The sequence below is a fragment of the Kordia sp. SMS9 genome (genome assembly GCF_003352465.1).
Taxonomy (GTDB): domain Bacteria; phylum Bacteroidota; class Bacteroidia; order Flavobacteriales; family Flavobacteriaceae; genus Kordia.
Map to the genome: position 1 here is coordinate 4,933,620 of NZ_CP031153.1, position 14,375 is coordinate 4,947,994.

Annotated in this window: 15 protein-coding genes; 13 read left to right on the forward strand and 2 right to left on the reverse strand. The window is 33.7% G+C overall.

All coding sequences use genetic code 11. The features are described 5' to 3' along the window. The first annotated feature begins 201 nt into the window (after positions 1 to 201). The 13 genes from KORDIASMS9_RS20880 (at position 202) to KORDIASMS9_RS20935 (ending at position 12,641) form a co-directional block, all read left to right on the forward strand. A complete protein-coding gene (locus KORDIASMS9_RS20880) occupies positions 202 to 1,137 on the forward strand; it encodes a hypothetical protein (RefSeq protein WP_162820091.1) in 936 nt (311 codons plus the stop codon). A 6-nt stretch (positions 1,138 to 1,143) separates the two neighbouring features. Continuing rightward, positions 1,144 to 2,040: a hypothetical protein gene (locus KORDIASMS9_RS20885; RefSeq protein ID WP_114904719.1), complete on the forward strand. Its 897-nt coding sequence runs from the start codon at positions 1,144 to 1,146 to the stop codon at positions 2,038 to 2,040. Between the two features lie 376 nt (positions 2,041 to 2,416). Next, positions 2,417 to 2,977 (forward strand): hypothetical protein, encoded by a 561-nt coding sequence (locus KORDIASMS9_RS20890; protein ID WP_114904720.1) that lies wholly within the window; start codon positions 2,417 to 2,419, stop codon positions 2,975 to 2,977. 100 nt (positions 2,978 to 3,077) lie between these two features. Beyond that, positions 3,078 to 3,962 carry a mechanosensitive ion channel family protein gene (locus KORDIASMS9_RS20895; RefSeq protein ID WP_114904721.1) on the forward strand — a complete coding sequence of 295 codons (885 nt, stop codon included), beginning with the start codon at positions 3,078 to 3,080 and terminating at the stop codon, positions 3,960 to 3,962. Positions 3,963 to 4,103: 141 nt separating this feature from the next. After that, positions 4,104 to 4,859 (forward strand): isocitrate lyase/phosphoenolpyruvate mutase family protein, encoded by a 756-nt coding sequence (locus KORDIASMS9_RS20900; protein WP_114904722.1) that lies wholly within the window; start codon positions 4,104 to 4,106, stop codon positions 4,857 to 4,859. Position 4,860: 1 nt separating this feature from the next. Further along, on the forward strand, positions 4,861 to 5,922 hold the full coding sequence (locus tag KORDIASMS9_RS20905; RefSeq protein WP_114904723.1) for a bifunctional transcriptional activator/DNA repair enzyme AdaA: 1,062 nt from the start codon (positions 4,861 to 4,863) through the stop codon (positions 5,920 to 5,922). 153 nt (positions 5,923 to 6,075) lie between these two features. After that, a complete protein-coding gene (locus KORDIASMS9_RS23520) occupies positions 6,076 to 6,273 on the forward strand; it encodes a hypothetical protein (RefSeq protein WP_162820092.1) in 198 nt (65 codons plus the stop codon). A 385-nt stretch (positions 6,274 to 6,658) separates the two neighbouring features. After that, a complete protein-coding gene (locus KORDIASMS9_RS20910) occupies positions 6,659 to 8,185 on the forward strand; it encodes a P-loop ATPase, Sll1717 family (RefSeq protein ID WP_114904724.1) in 1,527 nt (508 codons plus the stop codon). A 363-nt stretch (positions 8,186 to 8,548) separates the two neighbouring features. Continuing rightward, on the forward strand, positions 8,549 to 9,160 hold the full coding sequence (locus KORDIASMS9_RS20915; RefSeq protein ID WP_114904725.1) for a hypothetical protein: 612 nt from the start codon (positions 8,549 to 8,551) through the stop codon (positions 9,158 to 9,160). A gap of 311 nt (positions 9,161 to 9,471) precedes the next feature. Next, on the forward strand, positions 9,472 to 10,665 hold the full coding sequence (locus KORDIASMS9_RS20920) for a PQQ-binding-like beta-propeller repeat protein (RefSeq protein WP_114904726.1): 1,194 nt from the start codon (positions 9,472 to 9,474) through the stop codon (positions 10,663 to 10,665). 95 nt (positions 10,666 to 10,760) lie between these two features. Continuing rightward, complete coding sequence (locus KORDIASMS9_RS20925; RefSeq protein WP_114904727.1) at positions 10,761 to 11,573, forward strand: metallophosphoesterase; 813 nt, start codon at positions 10,761 to 10,763, stop codon at positions 11,571 to 11,573. A gap of 40 nt (positions 11,574 to 11,613) precedes the next feature. Continuing rightward, positions 11,614 to 12,078: a hypothetical protein gene (locus KORDIASMS9_RS20930; protein WP_114904728.1), complete on the forward strand. Its 465-nt coding sequence runs from the start codon at positions 11,614 to 11,616 to the stop codon at positions 12,076 to 12,078. 86 nt (positions 12,079 to 12,164) lie between these two features. Continuing rightward, positions 12,165 to 12,641 carry a hypothetical protein gene (locus KORDIASMS9_RS20935; RefSeq protein ID WP_114904729.1) on the forward strand — a complete coding sequence of 159 codons (477 nt, stop codon included), beginning with the start codon at positions 12,165 to 12,167 and terminating at the stop codon, positions 12,639 to 12,641. Positions 12,642 to 12,721: 80 nt separating this feature from the next. On the opposite strand, the gene KORDIASMS9_RS23955 is transcribed toward KORDIASMS9_RS20935, so the two are convergent. Together KORDIASMS9_RS23955 and KORDIASMS9_RS20940 are read right to left on the reverse strand one after the other, a co-directional pair. Next, entirely contained in the window at positions 12,722 to 12,853 is a 132-nt protein-coding gene (locus tag KORDIASMS9_RS23955) for a hypothetical protein (RefSeq protein ID WP_256387002.1), read from the reverse strand. Positions 12,854 to 13,100: 247 nt separating this feature from the next. Beyond that, complete coding sequence (locus tag KORDIASMS9_RS20940; RefSeq protein ID WP_114904730.1) at positions 13,101 to 14,369, reverse strand: glucose-1-phosphate adenylyltransferase; 1,269 nt, start codon at positions 14,367 to 14,369, stop codon at positions 13,101 to 13,103. Positions 14,370 to 14,375: the final 6 nt, after the last annotated feature.

Here is a 14,375-nt window from a genome sequence, read left to right on the forward strand (position 1 = left end):
AGTTCGAAATTACTAAAATTAGCGGCAATTTTCATAGTGTTTTCATGATTATCTTATTGATTTTAAAACTACAACGATTGCGTGTTGATTATTAAATCGTTAAATAGTATAAAATTGGTTTTTCGAGCTAAAATTCGCGGATTTTTTTGAGTTTACTCAAATATGCTACCTTTAAAGAAAAATAGACAACGATCGCCACGAATGAAAGTAAAAAGTATCATCCTGTTAATGAACGCTATTTTTTTGATTTTGAGCGCTTGCTCAGAAAAAAAGAAACAAGAAAAAGTCAATACGCACAAAAAAGCTTCTTATGAGCAAATTGTAACTCCCACATATGAGTTAGAAAAACCTCAAGGAACTGCCAGCGCCGTATTGGTTTTGTTTGGTGGATATCCAGAAGTCGCTTCAGATATAAAAAGAGAATTCAACATCTTAAAAGCTGCGCAACAACATAACATCGCTGTATTGTATAGCAATTATAATAGAAAGCTTTGGTTTGAAAACAACGAATTGGAGACACTCGCACAGCAATTGAATCAAATATTTACCACACATCATTTAGCAACCGATAATGTGTTTTTTGGCGGATTTTCCAGTGGCGGCAATGTAGCTTTATTATTGGGAAATCATCTTACAGCTTCACAAAACAAGCTGAAACCCAAAGGTATTTTTATAGTAGATTCTCCCATAGATTTAGCGGTTTTGTATCAAAGTGCTGAAAAGAATGTGAACCGCAATTTTTCAGACGTTTCCGTACAAGAAGGTCGCTTTCTGCTTCAACTGTTAGGCGATCGCTTTGGCAATCCCGCGGAAGCGATGGAAACCTATGAAAAGTACGCCGTATTTACTTCTGAAACGAATCATACCGATAATCTTTCCAGTTTAAAAAATACCAAACTTAGATTCTATACAGAACCTGATACACTTTGGTGGCAAAAAGAACGCATGGCAAGTTATGAACAAATGAATGCGTATTATATACAACAGCTCGCCCAAAAATTAACCGCAGAAAACTTTACGCATGTTGAGTATATTCCCACCGAAAATAAAGGATATAGAGCCAATGGAGAGCGACATCCACACAGTTGGTCTATTGTGGATGTAGCGGAACTCATTAAGTTTATGCTAATCGAATAATATCGTATGAAATTATCACATAAAAAATATCTAAAAGCACGTGATTTTATATTGACAAACGCACGTATGATTGAACGCCGCTTGTTTGATTTTTATTTTGAAAATGGTACTTTAGAAGGTGTTTTTTACGCAGTTTATGCCTACAGAAATACCGATGGAGGCTTTGGTCACGGCATGGAACCCGATACGGCATCGCCAGAAAGTCAACCACTTTTCAGCATCATGGCGCTGGAAACTTTGGATGAAGTTGGGTATTTGACTAAAGAAATCATCTTAAAAGATTTTATGCCGTATTTTGAAAGTATCACTACTGAAAAAGGCGGCATTCCTTGGATGTTTCAACCAAAAAGTGAGTATCCATGCGAAGGACATTTTAAAACCGTTAAAGAATGGGCGGCATTGAGTACCACAGCACCTTTGTTGGGAATCTTGGAAAAATATAAAATTTCAATTCCTTGGATGCAAGATGCAGAGGAATTTGTTTGGAATGAGATAGCACGCATCCAAGAAAAACATGTATTTTGTCACCTGTGCATTCCGAGAAGGTTGCAATTTTTACAATACACGCAACAAAAAAACAAAGCAGAAAAAGCACTGAACGATCTGAAGCATTGGATTTTAGCAGATGGCATCCTTTGTAAAGACACCACGGATGCAGGTTGGGGATTGTATGGAAAACCACACAGTTTGATGTACGCACCTACGCCTGATAGTTTGTTGGCTTCTATATTTAGTAAGGAAACAATTGAGGCTGATCTTACAGCACTGATCCACAAACAAAAAGAAGATGGACGATGGGACACGTGGTACGGCATTAGCGAAGGTACAAAATTGGAATGGGCAGGCATGCAAACCTTATGGACCTTGAACGTTTTGAAAGCGTACAATCGTATTGAACTGTAAACTAATATAGTGCTCGTACTGAGCTTACCGAAGTACCCAAAAAAAACAAATTGAATATCTATAATTATTATTTTACATGTATAGAGAATAACGAGAAGTTAAAAAATTCGTTCTTATACCAATTTGAGTAACAAAAAAGAACGTGAAGATCCTTTTAAAGACTCTTTATGTTCAAAAGAGCATTCGAAAGGAATTTTTAATAATTTTTGGGAGATGGTCTCATTCGTAAAATAAATTAGCACATCATAGTGTTCAATACTACAAAACCACAATTTCCTTTCATCAATTCGCTACACTCCTATCTTAGATTTTCTATTCAGTTTACATTTACTAACTTAGTTGTCTAAAAAAATATCATCACAACCGTATGGGTACTATGAAAAGTAAGACGAGCGATTTATTGATACAGATTATTTCCGTGACGATCGGGGTTTTTCTTGGCTTTGCGATTTCAAATTGGTCAGAAAGTCGAAAAGAATCCCAAAAATACAATGCGCTTATTCAAAATATCGCTTCCGAAATTCAATCGAATCAACAAAAAATAAACAACGTACTTGAGTATCATAAAATGGTTCGTGATAGCACGCGTTATTACCTCAATCAGAAAGAAAACCTACAAGGAAAATCTACTTTTTTTAAAGGTATTAATACCTTATCGTTTTCAAATAGTGCATATCAAACAGGCATTCAAACAGGATTGTTCAATACGATGGAATTAGAGAAGATTCAAGCAATTAATGATATTTATACCAAACAGCGATCTTACGAAGATTTTTCAAATATTATGCTGTCTGGATTGATTTCGATGGATTTTGACGAAAGCGATGCATCGGCGCGAAAAATAGCGATGTTTCTAACTATTTCTATGTCGGACATCGTGATTAAAGAACAACAGTTACTAAACAGTATCCAAAAAGCTTTATCTTTAATTAAATAATAAATGGTTCGTTTTTGAATCGATAAGCATACACTACTAATAGCAATTTACACATAAAATGATGTTTATAAACTCGTTCATTTGCAAAAAAATATAAAACATGGAAGAACAGTTACAATCCTCTTGGTCAAAACTTTTAGATAAACTTTCGGGCTGGGTAGATTCGGTCGTGTTAAATCTCCCAAATTTATTGATCGCCTTGCTGATCTTTATTTTTGCTTCTTGGATTTCGAGAAATTTACAGAGTTTAACCAATAGATATCTGAGAAAGCTTATCAAACAACCGTCTATCCGTGGATTGGTATCGAATGTTTTTTCGATTGTGATTATTGTTTTGGGACTTATTTTAGCACTTTCTGTATTAAATCTGGACGGAACGTTGAAATCTTTACTCGCAGGTGCAGGAGTTGCCGGTTTGGCAGTCAGTTTGGCACTACAAGGAACACTGTCTAATACCTTTTCGGGACTTTTCATTGCGATTAAGGATGAAATGAATATTGGCGATTGGGTAGAAACGAATGGATTTTCGGGGAAAGTTGTGGAAATAGATTTGCGAAACACCAAAATTAAGGAAGCCGATAATAACATTGTAGTCGTTCCAAACCGAATGATTATGGAGAATCCGTTTAAAAATTATGGTTTAACGAAGCGCATCCGCACCACCATTACCTGTGGTGTTGGCTACGAATCCGATTTGCGAAAGGTAAAAAAAGTATCCATAGAAGCCATTGAAAAGCTATATCCGCCCAATCGTGGTGAAAATATAGAGTTTTATTATACCGATTTTGGCAACAGTTCTATAGATTTCCTCCTGCGTTTTTGGGTAGATGCGCAAGAAAACTTGACTGCTTTGGAAGTGAAAAGTGAAGCGGTCATGACGATCAAAGAAACTTTTGACAAACATGGTATTAACATTCCGTTTCCGATTCGTACGGTTATTCAGCAAAATACGAATCAAGGTTCAAAAGAGGATTCCGAACAGTAGGGATCAGTAATGCAGGAACGTTTTGAAAGCTTACCATTGAATTGGAATGCGAATTGGTTTTTTACACGAAAAAAATACCTGTCCAGTTTTCGGTTGCAGGCAAAATTTCATCGTCGTTATTTTACTTCAAAATATTAAAAGATGAATTTTAAAGATTTACACCATCAAGAACAACCTGTATTAATTGGAAATGTTTGGGATGTTCCCAGTACTAAAATCGCTGAAAAACTCAACTTTCAAGCCATTGGCACTTCGAGTGCTGCCATTGCCAAGCTTTTGGGTTATAACGATGGTGAAGAAATGAAATTTTCCGAAATGGAGTATATGGTACAGCAAATTTCGCTTCACACAAAGATACCCTTGTCTGTCGATTTGGAAGCGGGCTACAGCCGAAATGCTTCAGAAATCGTCCATCATATTAAAAGACTTGCAGCACTCGGCGTTGTTGGAATCAATATAGAAGATAGTATTGTGAATGATAAGCGAGTGTTACTCGATGCGGAGCAATTTGCTAACACAATTTCTGAAATAAAGAAACAGCTTCAAGAAGAACAGATTGCTATTTTTGTCAATGTTCGAACAGATACTTTTATCCTACAAACAGCAAACATGCTTACAGAAACCAAAAGAAGGATTCAGTTGTATGAACATGCAGGTGCAGACGGAATTTTTGTTCCTTGCATTGAGAATGCACAAGACATTAAAGAAATTGTAACTTGCACACGGCTTCCGCTGAATGTGATGTGCATGCCCAAGCTTCCTAATTTTGATAACTTGGCTGCACTTGGCGTGAAACGAATTAGTATGGGGAATTTTCTGTTTGACAACATGTATCAACAACTGGAGAACACTACTGAAACCATTTTGAAACAACACTCTTTTACATCCATTTTTTAAGATGCGCATTACCGATCATAAAAAAATAGACACGTATTACAACGCTTTACTGGAGCGGAATTCGAATTTTGTGGGCATCTTTTTTGTGGGTGTAAAAACGACTTCTATTTTTTGCATTGCTACTTGCAGAGCGCGAAAACCTAAGAAAGAAAATGTAACGTTTTACACGACTTTTAAGGAAGCCTTAGACAATGGCTTTCGACCGTGCAAAGTGTGTAAACCTACCGAAAATACGAATGAAGCACCCGAACCTGTTGAAAAAGCAATGGCTTTGATAAAACAACATCCAAAAGCGAAAATAACAGATTTTCAATTGCGCCAACAAAACATCCGTCCCGAAGTCGTACGAAGATGGTTTAAAAAACATTATGGAATGACGTTTCAGGCGTATCAAAGAATGTATCGAATCAATACTGCTTTTCAAGAATTGAAACAAGGAAAAAAGACCACACATACTGCTTTTGACATGGGTTATGAATCGCTCAGTGGTTTTGGCTATACGTTTAAAAAACTCGTTGGACAATCGCCTCAAAAGAGCAAAGACCAAAACATCATTTTGATCAATCGGCTCACAACACCATTAGGACCGATGTTTATTTGTGCTACTGATAACGGCATTTGTTTGTTGGAGTTTGTGGATCGGCGTATGTTAGAAACCGAATTTCAAGATTTGCAACGACGCCTGAACGCCACCATCATTTTTGGAGAAAATACACATATACAACAAGGCAAAGAAGAAGTGAAAGCCTATTTTGAAGGTACGAGAAAAACATTTGACGTCGCCTTGGAAACACCTGGAACTGATTTTCAACGTCATGTGTGGAAGGCGCTACAACAAATTGATTATGGCACTACAACCACTTATCAACAGCAAGCCAAAAACATCGGGAATCCGAAAGCTGTTAGGGCTGTTGCTGCTGCCAATGGTTACAATCGGATTGCCATTATCATTCCTTGTCACCGCGTCATTGGAAAAGACGGAAAAATGACAGGCTATGGCGGTGGTATTGAACGAAAAATGTGGTTGATACGGCAAGAACAAACATATTTGGATGTTACGTGAGCTTTTGAATTGAAATAGCTGTATTTAGTATATTGAATTAAGACTCGAATTGTTTTTGGATGAAATTACTTGGAACAACCATCTCTTTCTTTGTTGCGATTCAATTTTTGAGGTAAAAACTCCCTAGTTACCGTATTGCAAACTGCTTTCGTAGTGAAACAAAAGCGTGTTGCATTGCTGCGAGAAGCTTTTGTGTCTCAAAGTTTCCTTCCTGCAGCGCTGCGAGAACCTTTCCAACGTGTCGGAAACCTTCCTGCAGTGCTGCGAGAGCCTTTCCAACGTGTCGGAAACCTTCCTGCACGATTGCGAGAGCCTTTCCAACGCTTCGGAAAGCCTTTTACATTACTGTAAAACACTTTCCGATGGCTTTTTATTAAGAATAATACAATGAAAAGCTAAAAAATGATGTTTTTGTTGCGAATTTCGCAAAATAGGTTTTTTTTGTCATTCCGATAAGAATGATTGATAAAGTAATCTGTGATTCCTTTGTCACAATTGTCATACCTGTGTAGACAGGAATCCATTCACCTTTCGAGTTTGTATGTTTTGCTCACGTATTTTTGTTGTTTTTTTAGAAGGAGTACGGAAAACCACATTGTGTATGTGTGCGTTTTGTTTTACATTTATGGAAAATAATGGGAGGTTGTATGAAAGTAGTTCCTGTTATTTATTGTATTTAATGTGATGACAGGAATTCTTGTTATACATACGTTGTGCAATAATTTAAAAAATAACAATGAGCATATTTAATAATTTAGGATTTAAAGAAAATCCATTCGCTTATACTGATGCTGACAAAGAACAATTAATAACTAAATATTTTGTTCCACCACCATATTTTGAAGCCATTCAAGGAGATTATAAAAGTCCTTCATCATCTGTTGTGCTTGCACCAAGAGGAAGTGGTAAAACTGCTCAAAGAAAAATGATAGAAGAATGGTCAAAAGACAAACCTGTTTTGTCTGTTACTGTTGACCGTTTTGAATTTGGAAATAATCAAACCATTGATGATGTTAGCCTTCCATATCATCTAAAAAATATTATTACAAACACTTTACTTAGTTTAATATTTTGGTCAAGTGAATATCCTGATACATTAAAAAACTTAGATAAAGATGATAAAAGAAATTTCTCGATTCTAGCACATAATTATTTGGGAGACTTTAGTGGTGGTCAAGCTAAAGAAGTACTATCGAGTTTAAAATCCGTTCCTCAAAAAATAAAAAAATATTGGAATGAAAATATTGGATTTCTAGACACGGTTGTAAATTTTCTATTGAAAACCTACGACTTACCAGAAATTGATTTACCTAGTCTAAAACAAGAGGAAAAAAAATTAAATGAATCTTATAAATATCAATTAGAGCTTTTATATAATCTGTCTAAAAAATTTGGTTTTAAATCTATATATGTTCTGCTTGATAAAATTGATGAAACCGAAAAAACTGGAAATGACGAATTAGCTTCTTATAAATTAATTGAGCCTTTAATTAAAGATTTAGACACACATTCTCTAAAAGGTTATGCATTTAAGTACTTTCTATGGGACAAAATTTATCCATTTTATTTAAAAGGCGGTAGACCAGATAGGATAACTCAACATAATTTAATTTGGTCAAGAAAAGCATTAATTTCATTGTTAAGTAAAAGACTATCCGTTTTCTCAGATGGCAAAATAAATAGTTTTCAAGATTTATTCGATTATAAATTTTCACCTAGTGCAGATGATATTATTGTAACTTTAAGTGGTTATTCACCTAGAAATATTATAAGATTATGTGATGAAATAATTTCTGAACAAACATTAATCGATTCAGATGTTTCCAAGTTAGACAAAAGAGTTCTAGATAGAGCATCCTTAAAATATTCAGAAAAAATTTGTAACGAAATCTACGGAGAAAAAGCGCTAAAAGACATAAAAAAAATCAACCGAGAGATTTTTACTATTTCTTATCTAGCTTCAAATGTTTATAAAACGCATAATAATTCTGTCCGACCAAAAGTGTCCTCTTGGGAAAAATTAGGATTTTGCCATAAAATTGGAAATGACAAAGGTGGTGCCTCAAAGAAACCAACACAAGTGTATTTAATTTCCGACCCTAGAGCAAACAGATTAATTAATAGTAAAATCCCTGTTGAAGATTGGATAAAAGCTAATTGGACTTCTTGCATACATTGTGATGCCGATATACTTTTAGATATTAATAAAGTAGGTAATGATTACGAGTTACAATGCTGGAGATGTGATAGGGACTTTATATAAAAACTATTGCCAACACCAGCAACCATTGCACAACCCAATAATTTCAAAAAATAAGACATTCTTAGCGCTTTTAAGAGTGGCTTTCTTTTGAAAGTAACCAAATCAAGCAACCTTATTCCTCTTTTTGCCGTTTTTGTAATAAATTTTAAATACTTCTTCAAGTTATAAGCAATAAGTGCATACAAATTAGCTACATCGAACTCAGAAGATAAACGACAATAAAAGTTCTCTTTGGGAATACACGATCACTTCACTGAAATGTATTGAATGATTTTTCTTGATAGATTTTTTTGCCTTGTATTATTAAAGAGAAAGAATTTATCAATATCTTAGACTTGTGCAACTGGAACACTGTGCATAATTATGAAAACAGTATTAAAATCAATCTTTCTAATAATAAGTTTTTCGTGTTTTAGCCAAAACAGCGAAAAGAAAAAGTTGAATCTTACGTTCATAAATCAATGTACTGACGAAAAGATAAATCCGGAATTTGATACGCTACTGCCTGAATTATCTACTAAATTGAATTATGAGTACATAACTGTTTATAGAAAAATTGACGATTGGATTGCTCAACATACAACTGTAGTAAAAACAAAAATTGACACTATTTACATTCCCAAAATACTTTTTGCTGGTGGTAATGAATTGCACTCTCAAAGATGGGCTTATCTTAATTGTAAAAAAGTTTGTAACGGAATAGAAACTGATTTTTACTCAAACGGAAATAAAAGACTTGAAGGCAAATTTGCTCACGGAAAACCAACATATATGCAACACTTTAGAAAAAATGGAATTTTAGAACGTGAGGAATTTTATAAGACTGGAGAATTTAAACCTTACAGAGAAAATGACTTTGACGAAAACGGAGATTTATTGGAATATAGGATAAGAGAAAAATTTAGAAAGAAAATTGTAATCAAGACTTTTGACAAAGAAGATAATTTGCTCAATACAGAAACACAAAAGTTTTGAAAAATAATGATGTACAACAATTCTAACCATTGCACTACCCTATACTTTTAAAAATAACCAGCGCAAGCAATCTTGCTCCACTTTCACCATTTTTGCAATGAATTTTAAGTACTTCTTCAAGTTATAAGCAATAAGTGCATACAAATTAGCTACATCAAACTCAGAAGATAACCAACAATAAAAGTTCTTTTTGAGAATACGATCACTTCACTGAAATGTATTGAATAGTTTTTCTTGATAGATTTTTTTGCCTTGTATTATTCAAGAGAAGGAATTTATCAATATCTTACACTTGTGCAACAGCTACAATTATGAGAGACACCTTGAACATATTAATTTTGCTTCTAACTTTTAGTGTTCAAGGTCAAATTTCTGAATCTTGGAATCTGAATATTGATACTTACACTCATAATTCATCGAATTACACTTCTAAGAATCCACCAATCGAAATTGCGGAATTTTCAAATAATGATAAAGTAGTTTTATCTCAAAACGGAACTTTAATAAGATTTGACAATAGTGGAACAATAGTTTGGCGAAAAGAAATTGAACCTTGCGCACAACAAAGAATATTTGTTGATTCGAATGACGACATTGTTTTTAGTTGTGGCACTGAAATAACCAAATTTGACTTAAAAGGAGAAATCATTTGGAAAAAAGATTATAAAGATACTTTCAGTAAAAAACACCTAACATTTGACGCAATCACAGCAGACAGAAAAAAAATTTATGTCGTAGGCCATTTTTTTCATTCAAAGTTTATTTGTCAACTGGCTATTCACGAAAATGGTAACGTACTATGGAAAACAAAATTTAAACAAAATGTTGACCATGAATTTTCATTTTTACCACCAAAACAAATAACCATAAACAATGATAGAATTTATATTCTAGCGCATCATTATTCGAAATCTAATTCATTTTTATATTCTTCTAATCTCAAAGGGAAGAAAAGACAAGAGAAACAAGTAGATTATAAAATAAAAAAAATAAAATCATTTGAAAAATCTCTATTTGCTTTAGGACATTTAACTAATTTGAAGGACAAATTGATATTTGGGAAAATCGAAGACAATTTAGAATTATCAAATATTTCGGAATTTGAATTACCTCGAAATTTGGAATATGACGAAAATTCAACAGGTTGGGCAAGTAAACCACCAACTAAAGAGGAGTTTGAAAAAGAATTTATAACAGCATATAATGTCAACGATTTTATGTTTTTAAATAAAAACAATATTTTAGTAATTGGAAATTCGAGTGGAAAACCTTGGATTTCAAATTTGGATTTAAAAAATGGAATAGATTGGAATTGGGCCGTTGCAGATGACAGATATTTTAAGTTTCACAATACGCACACAAGGCATTCTTATGTTCTGAATTCTATAAATCAAGTCGGAGATAAGTATTTAGTTTCTGGAATTAGCGAAGAACAAGACGACCAAGAAAATAGGTTTGTGAAATACATAAATTTATTTGTTCGTCAAATAGAATTGAAAAAATAACAGGACGTTTATATAGAATTAGTTCCTGTTATTCTTAAAAATTGGTATGATATACGGAATTTGGCATATACATACCTTGACAGTAATTTAAGAAAATGAAGAACTTAACCAGAAGAAAATTTATTAAAAGAGGAATTTTAGCCTCAATTGGGTTCGTTCTTTTGGATTCACTTTGGTTTGAAAAATATGTAATTGACTGGAATTACTTTGACATCTCAAAATCGGAAAAAGACAAAATAAAAATCATTCAGATTTCAGATTTGCATTTTGACCAATTAAGATACTTTCACAAATCTATTGCGAAAAAAATAAACGCTATACAACCAGATTTACTATTTATAACAGGAGATTCTGTTGACAAAACAGAAAAAATAAAGCCTCTGAATGAATTCCTTGAATTAATTGATAATTCCATTAAAAAGTATGCGATAACTGGAAATTGGGAATATTGGGGAAATGTAAATCTGACAGCACTTAAAAATATTTATTCTAAAAATAATTGTGAATTACTGATAAACGAGAATAGAACAATTTCAATTAAAAATCGAGAAATCTCAATAATCGGAATTGACGATTTTGTTGGTGGAAACGCTGATTTTGGAAAAGCTGTTGAAAATTTAAAAGAAACTGAAACCAATATTGTTTTATCACATTATCCTGAACACAGAGATATAATCACAAAACAAAAAGGAAATTTAGATATTGATTTAGTACTTTCTGGACATACGCACGGAGGACAAATTACATTTTTAGGTATTGTTCCTTTTAAACCTAAAGGAAGTGGAAAGTATCTAAAAGGTTGGTATAAAGAATCCGAACCGAAAATGTATATATCAAAAGGAATAGGAACAAGTATTTTACCAATCCGATTTGGAGCAAGAGCGGAGATGGTAGAAATGGAAATATAAAACTAAGTATAACTAGGTTGTAGCACATGTGACAAAATCAATGAACAAACTATTAATCATCATATTTTTTGCCTTTAATTTTTCTTTCGAACAATCAATTCAACACGAACCGAGAAAATTATTTGTAGCGACTTTAAACGTTCCTCAAAACACAAGGAATAGCAATGACGCATTTACAAAGTTTGCAGTAGAGAACAATCTAAAACAACTTCTTTGCTTTAGAGATGGACAAGTTTCATCCGACATCAACTTTGACAAAAATGGAAATATAATCATTAACTATTCTGGCGATTTTAAAGTATCTGAACACAAATACAACATGGCAAACCGATTAACCGCATCTGACTTTTATTCAATGAAAAACGGGCATTGGAAAAATGAAACTTACGAATATAAGAATGATACTATTTTAATCAATAACGACGGATTTTTAGAAAGCGTAATTAAAATTGACGGAACTGAAAAACAAATATTTGAGTATCAATACCAACTGAACGAAAAATAAAAACGTACTACAACAACAGTAACCGTTGCACAACTCTATAATTTTGATAATAACCAACGCATTAAGCACCAAACACTTCAACAACTATGTTACCAACTACATCACAAGGAAGTATAGCTAAGGGAATTTGGCTCGTACACAACGACGGAGTCAATACAATTCGTTTTTTTGGATCGAATACGGGAAAAGAAAAAGTGTTCCTAAATGAAGAGTTGGTTTCCGAGCGAAGAAATTTAAAGCTACAGAGTGTTCATGAATTTCAAGACGATCGCGGTAATAACTATGAAATTAGGTTTACAACCACAAGTATTTTTAAGGGATCAATGCTGTGTTCAATCTATAAGAATACAGAACTTATAAAAAACTTCACAACTAGTTTCCGAAGAGGAAAAAATTTCACCTTACTACGCTTCCTAATACTCATCCTTGTATCCATAGCGTATACTATTATTAGTGTAAAATTGAAACTTCCAGAATATGTGTTTTTTATTTTTTTATTCGTGCTCTTTACGATTCATTTTTCTACCAGAAAACCTACAGAAATAATTATTGAAGAAGATTAAAATATGTAACAACAATAAAAATCCCGCTTAATTAACGGGATTGTTGCAATAATTTTATAACATTTTTCTAAAACATAGATCTAGAAATAATTGTTAATTTGATGCCACTGCGTCGAATAATCAATATGAGCGCCACCCTTTACTTCTAATTCTTTGTTTTCTTTGATTTCATTTTGTTTGAAAGCTAAAATTTTCTTTACAGTTTTTTCCATGATTCTAATTTTTGTGTTAATGTTTTTAGAGATAAATAAAATCCCTTACTATGGTAACGAGATTTTCATCAGTATATTACTAAACTTGATTTAGAAATCCGTTATATTCGCTTTAAACGATTATGAAAAACCGAATCATACTGAATCAAGCTCAGCACAAGAGTTCGGTTTGACGAAACTAAAGTTCAAAAAAAAATCCCGTTCTACAACGGGATTCAATAACCTTCAACTTTATAGAAGCTGAAGGTTATTGTATGATCGTTCCCTTAGGAATAACCGAATCTTTTTTGATCACCACAATGCCGTCTTTGACAAAATAAGTGTCCGTTTCCACATCTTGTAAGTCTGGGCCACCGTTTATTTTTACATCATCGCCAATACGACAGTTTTTATCAATGATAGCGTTTTTAATGTAACAACGCTCCCCGATTCCCGAAAGAATGTCAATTTTCTTTTTTTCAATTTCTTCTAATGATTCATAGGTATCACTTCCCATCATGTAGGTGTTGATGATGACCGTATCTTTTCCAATACGAGAACGAATTCCGATGACAGAACGCTCAATTTTGGAAGCCTGAATGATACAACCATCAGAAATGACCGTTTTGTTCAGTGTGGTTCCTGAAATTTTAGAAGTCGCTAAAATACGTGCGTTAGTGTATATCCGTCGTTTTTGATCGTATAGGTTAAATTTTGGAATGTCGTCCGTTAATCCCAAATTGGCTTCAAAGAAGGAATCAATGTTTCCAATATCTGTCCAATAGCCTTGATACTGAAAACTCACGGTTTTATGATCGTTGATACTTTGCGGAATGATTTCTTTTCCGAAATCAACCGTATCTGGATTGTCCATGAGTTTGATGAGCAAATCTCTATTGAAAATATAAATTCCCATAGAAGCTAAGTATTTTCGCCCTTCTCTTTCCATTTCTTCGCCTACATCCGATGTCCAATCTGGCAATAAGTCTGCCGCTGGCTTTTCAATAAAAGACGTAATGACGTTTTCCTCATTCGTTTTTAGGATTCCAAACGACGTTGCATCTTTTGCATTCACTGGGTACGTAGCAATAGAGATTTCTGCGTTTGATGCTTCATGCCGTTTGATCATTTCATTAAAATCCATCTGATACAATTGATCTCCCGAAAGGATCAGTGCGTACTCAAAATCATTTTTTAAGAAGTGATGCATGCTTTGTCGTACTGCATCTGCCGTTCCTTGAAACCACTTGTCACTCGTAATGGTCTGTTCAGCCGCAAGGACATCTACAAAAGCCGAACTAAAGAAACTAAAGTGATAGGTATTTGAAATATGCTTGTTCAACGAAGCCGAATTGAACTGCGTTAACACATACATACGTTTAATGTCCGAATTGATACAGTTGGAAATTGGAATGTCTACCAATCTATATTTTCCAGCAATTGGCACCGCTGGCTTAGAACGTGCTTCCGTTAATGGATAGAGTCGTGAACCTTGTCCGCCTCCGAGAATAATACTTAGTACTTTGTCGTTAATCATGGTAAA

Bases quoted from the DNA above. Each gene is read 5' to 3' on its own strand.
- KORDIASMS9_RS20885 (WP_114904719.1), top strand. From the start codon at position 1,144: ATGAAATTATCACATAAAAAATATCTAAAAGCACGTGATTTTATATTG.
- KORDIASMS9_RS23955 (WP_256387002.1), bottom strand. From the start codon at position 12,853: ATGGAAAAAACTGTAAAGAAAATTTTAGCTTTCAAACAAAATGAAATC.
- KORDIASMS9_RS20930 (WP_114904728.1), top strand. From the start codon at position 11,614: ATGAACAAACTATTAATCATCATATTTTTTGCCTTTAATTTTTCTTTC.
- KORDIASMS9_RS20890 (WP_114904720.1), top strand. From the start codon at position 2,417: ATGAAAAGTAAGACGAGCGATTTATTGATACAGATTATTTCCGTGACG.
- KORDIASMS9_RS20900 (WP_114904722.1), top strand. From the start codon at position 4,104: ATGAATTTTAAAGATTTACACCATCAAGAACAACCTGTATTAATTGGA.
- KORDIASMS9_RS20910 (WP_114904724.1), top strand. From the start codon at position 6,659: ATGAGCATATTTAATAATTTAGGATTTAAAGAAAATCCATTCGCTTAT.
- KORDIASMS9_RS20915 (WP_114904725.1), top strand. From the start codon at position 8,549: ATGAAAACAGTATTAAAATCAATCTTTCTAATAATAAGTTTTTCGTGT.
- KORDIASMS9_RS20905 (WP_114904723.1), top strand. From the start codon at position 4,861: ATGCGCATTACCGATCATAAAAAAATAGACACGTATTACAACGCTTTA.
- KORDIASMS9_RS20935 (WP_114904729.1), top strand. From the start codon at position 12,165: ATGTTACCAACTACATCACAAGGAAGTATAGCTAAGGGAATTTGGCTC.
- KORDIASMS9_RS20920 (WP_114904726.1), top strand. From the start codon at position 9,472: ATGAGAGACACCTTGAACATATTAATTTTGCTTCTAACTTTTAGTGTT.
- KORDIASMS9_RS20925 (WP_114904727.1), top strand. From the start codon at position 10,761: ATGAAGAACTTAACCAGAAGAAAATTTATTAAAAGAGGAATTTTAGCC.
- KORDIASMS9_RS20940 (WP_114904730.1), bottom strand. From the start codon at position 14,369: ATGATTAACGACAAAGTACTAAGTATTATTCTCGGAGGCGGACAAGGT.
- KORDIASMS9_RS20880 (WP_162820091.1), top strand. From the start codon at position 202: ATGAAAGTAAAAAGTATCATCCTGTTAATGAACGCTATTTTTTTGATT.
- KORDIASMS9_RS20895 (WP_114904721.1), top strand. From the start codon at position 3,078: ATGGAAGAACAGTTACAATCCTCTTGGTCAAAACTTTTAGATAAACTT.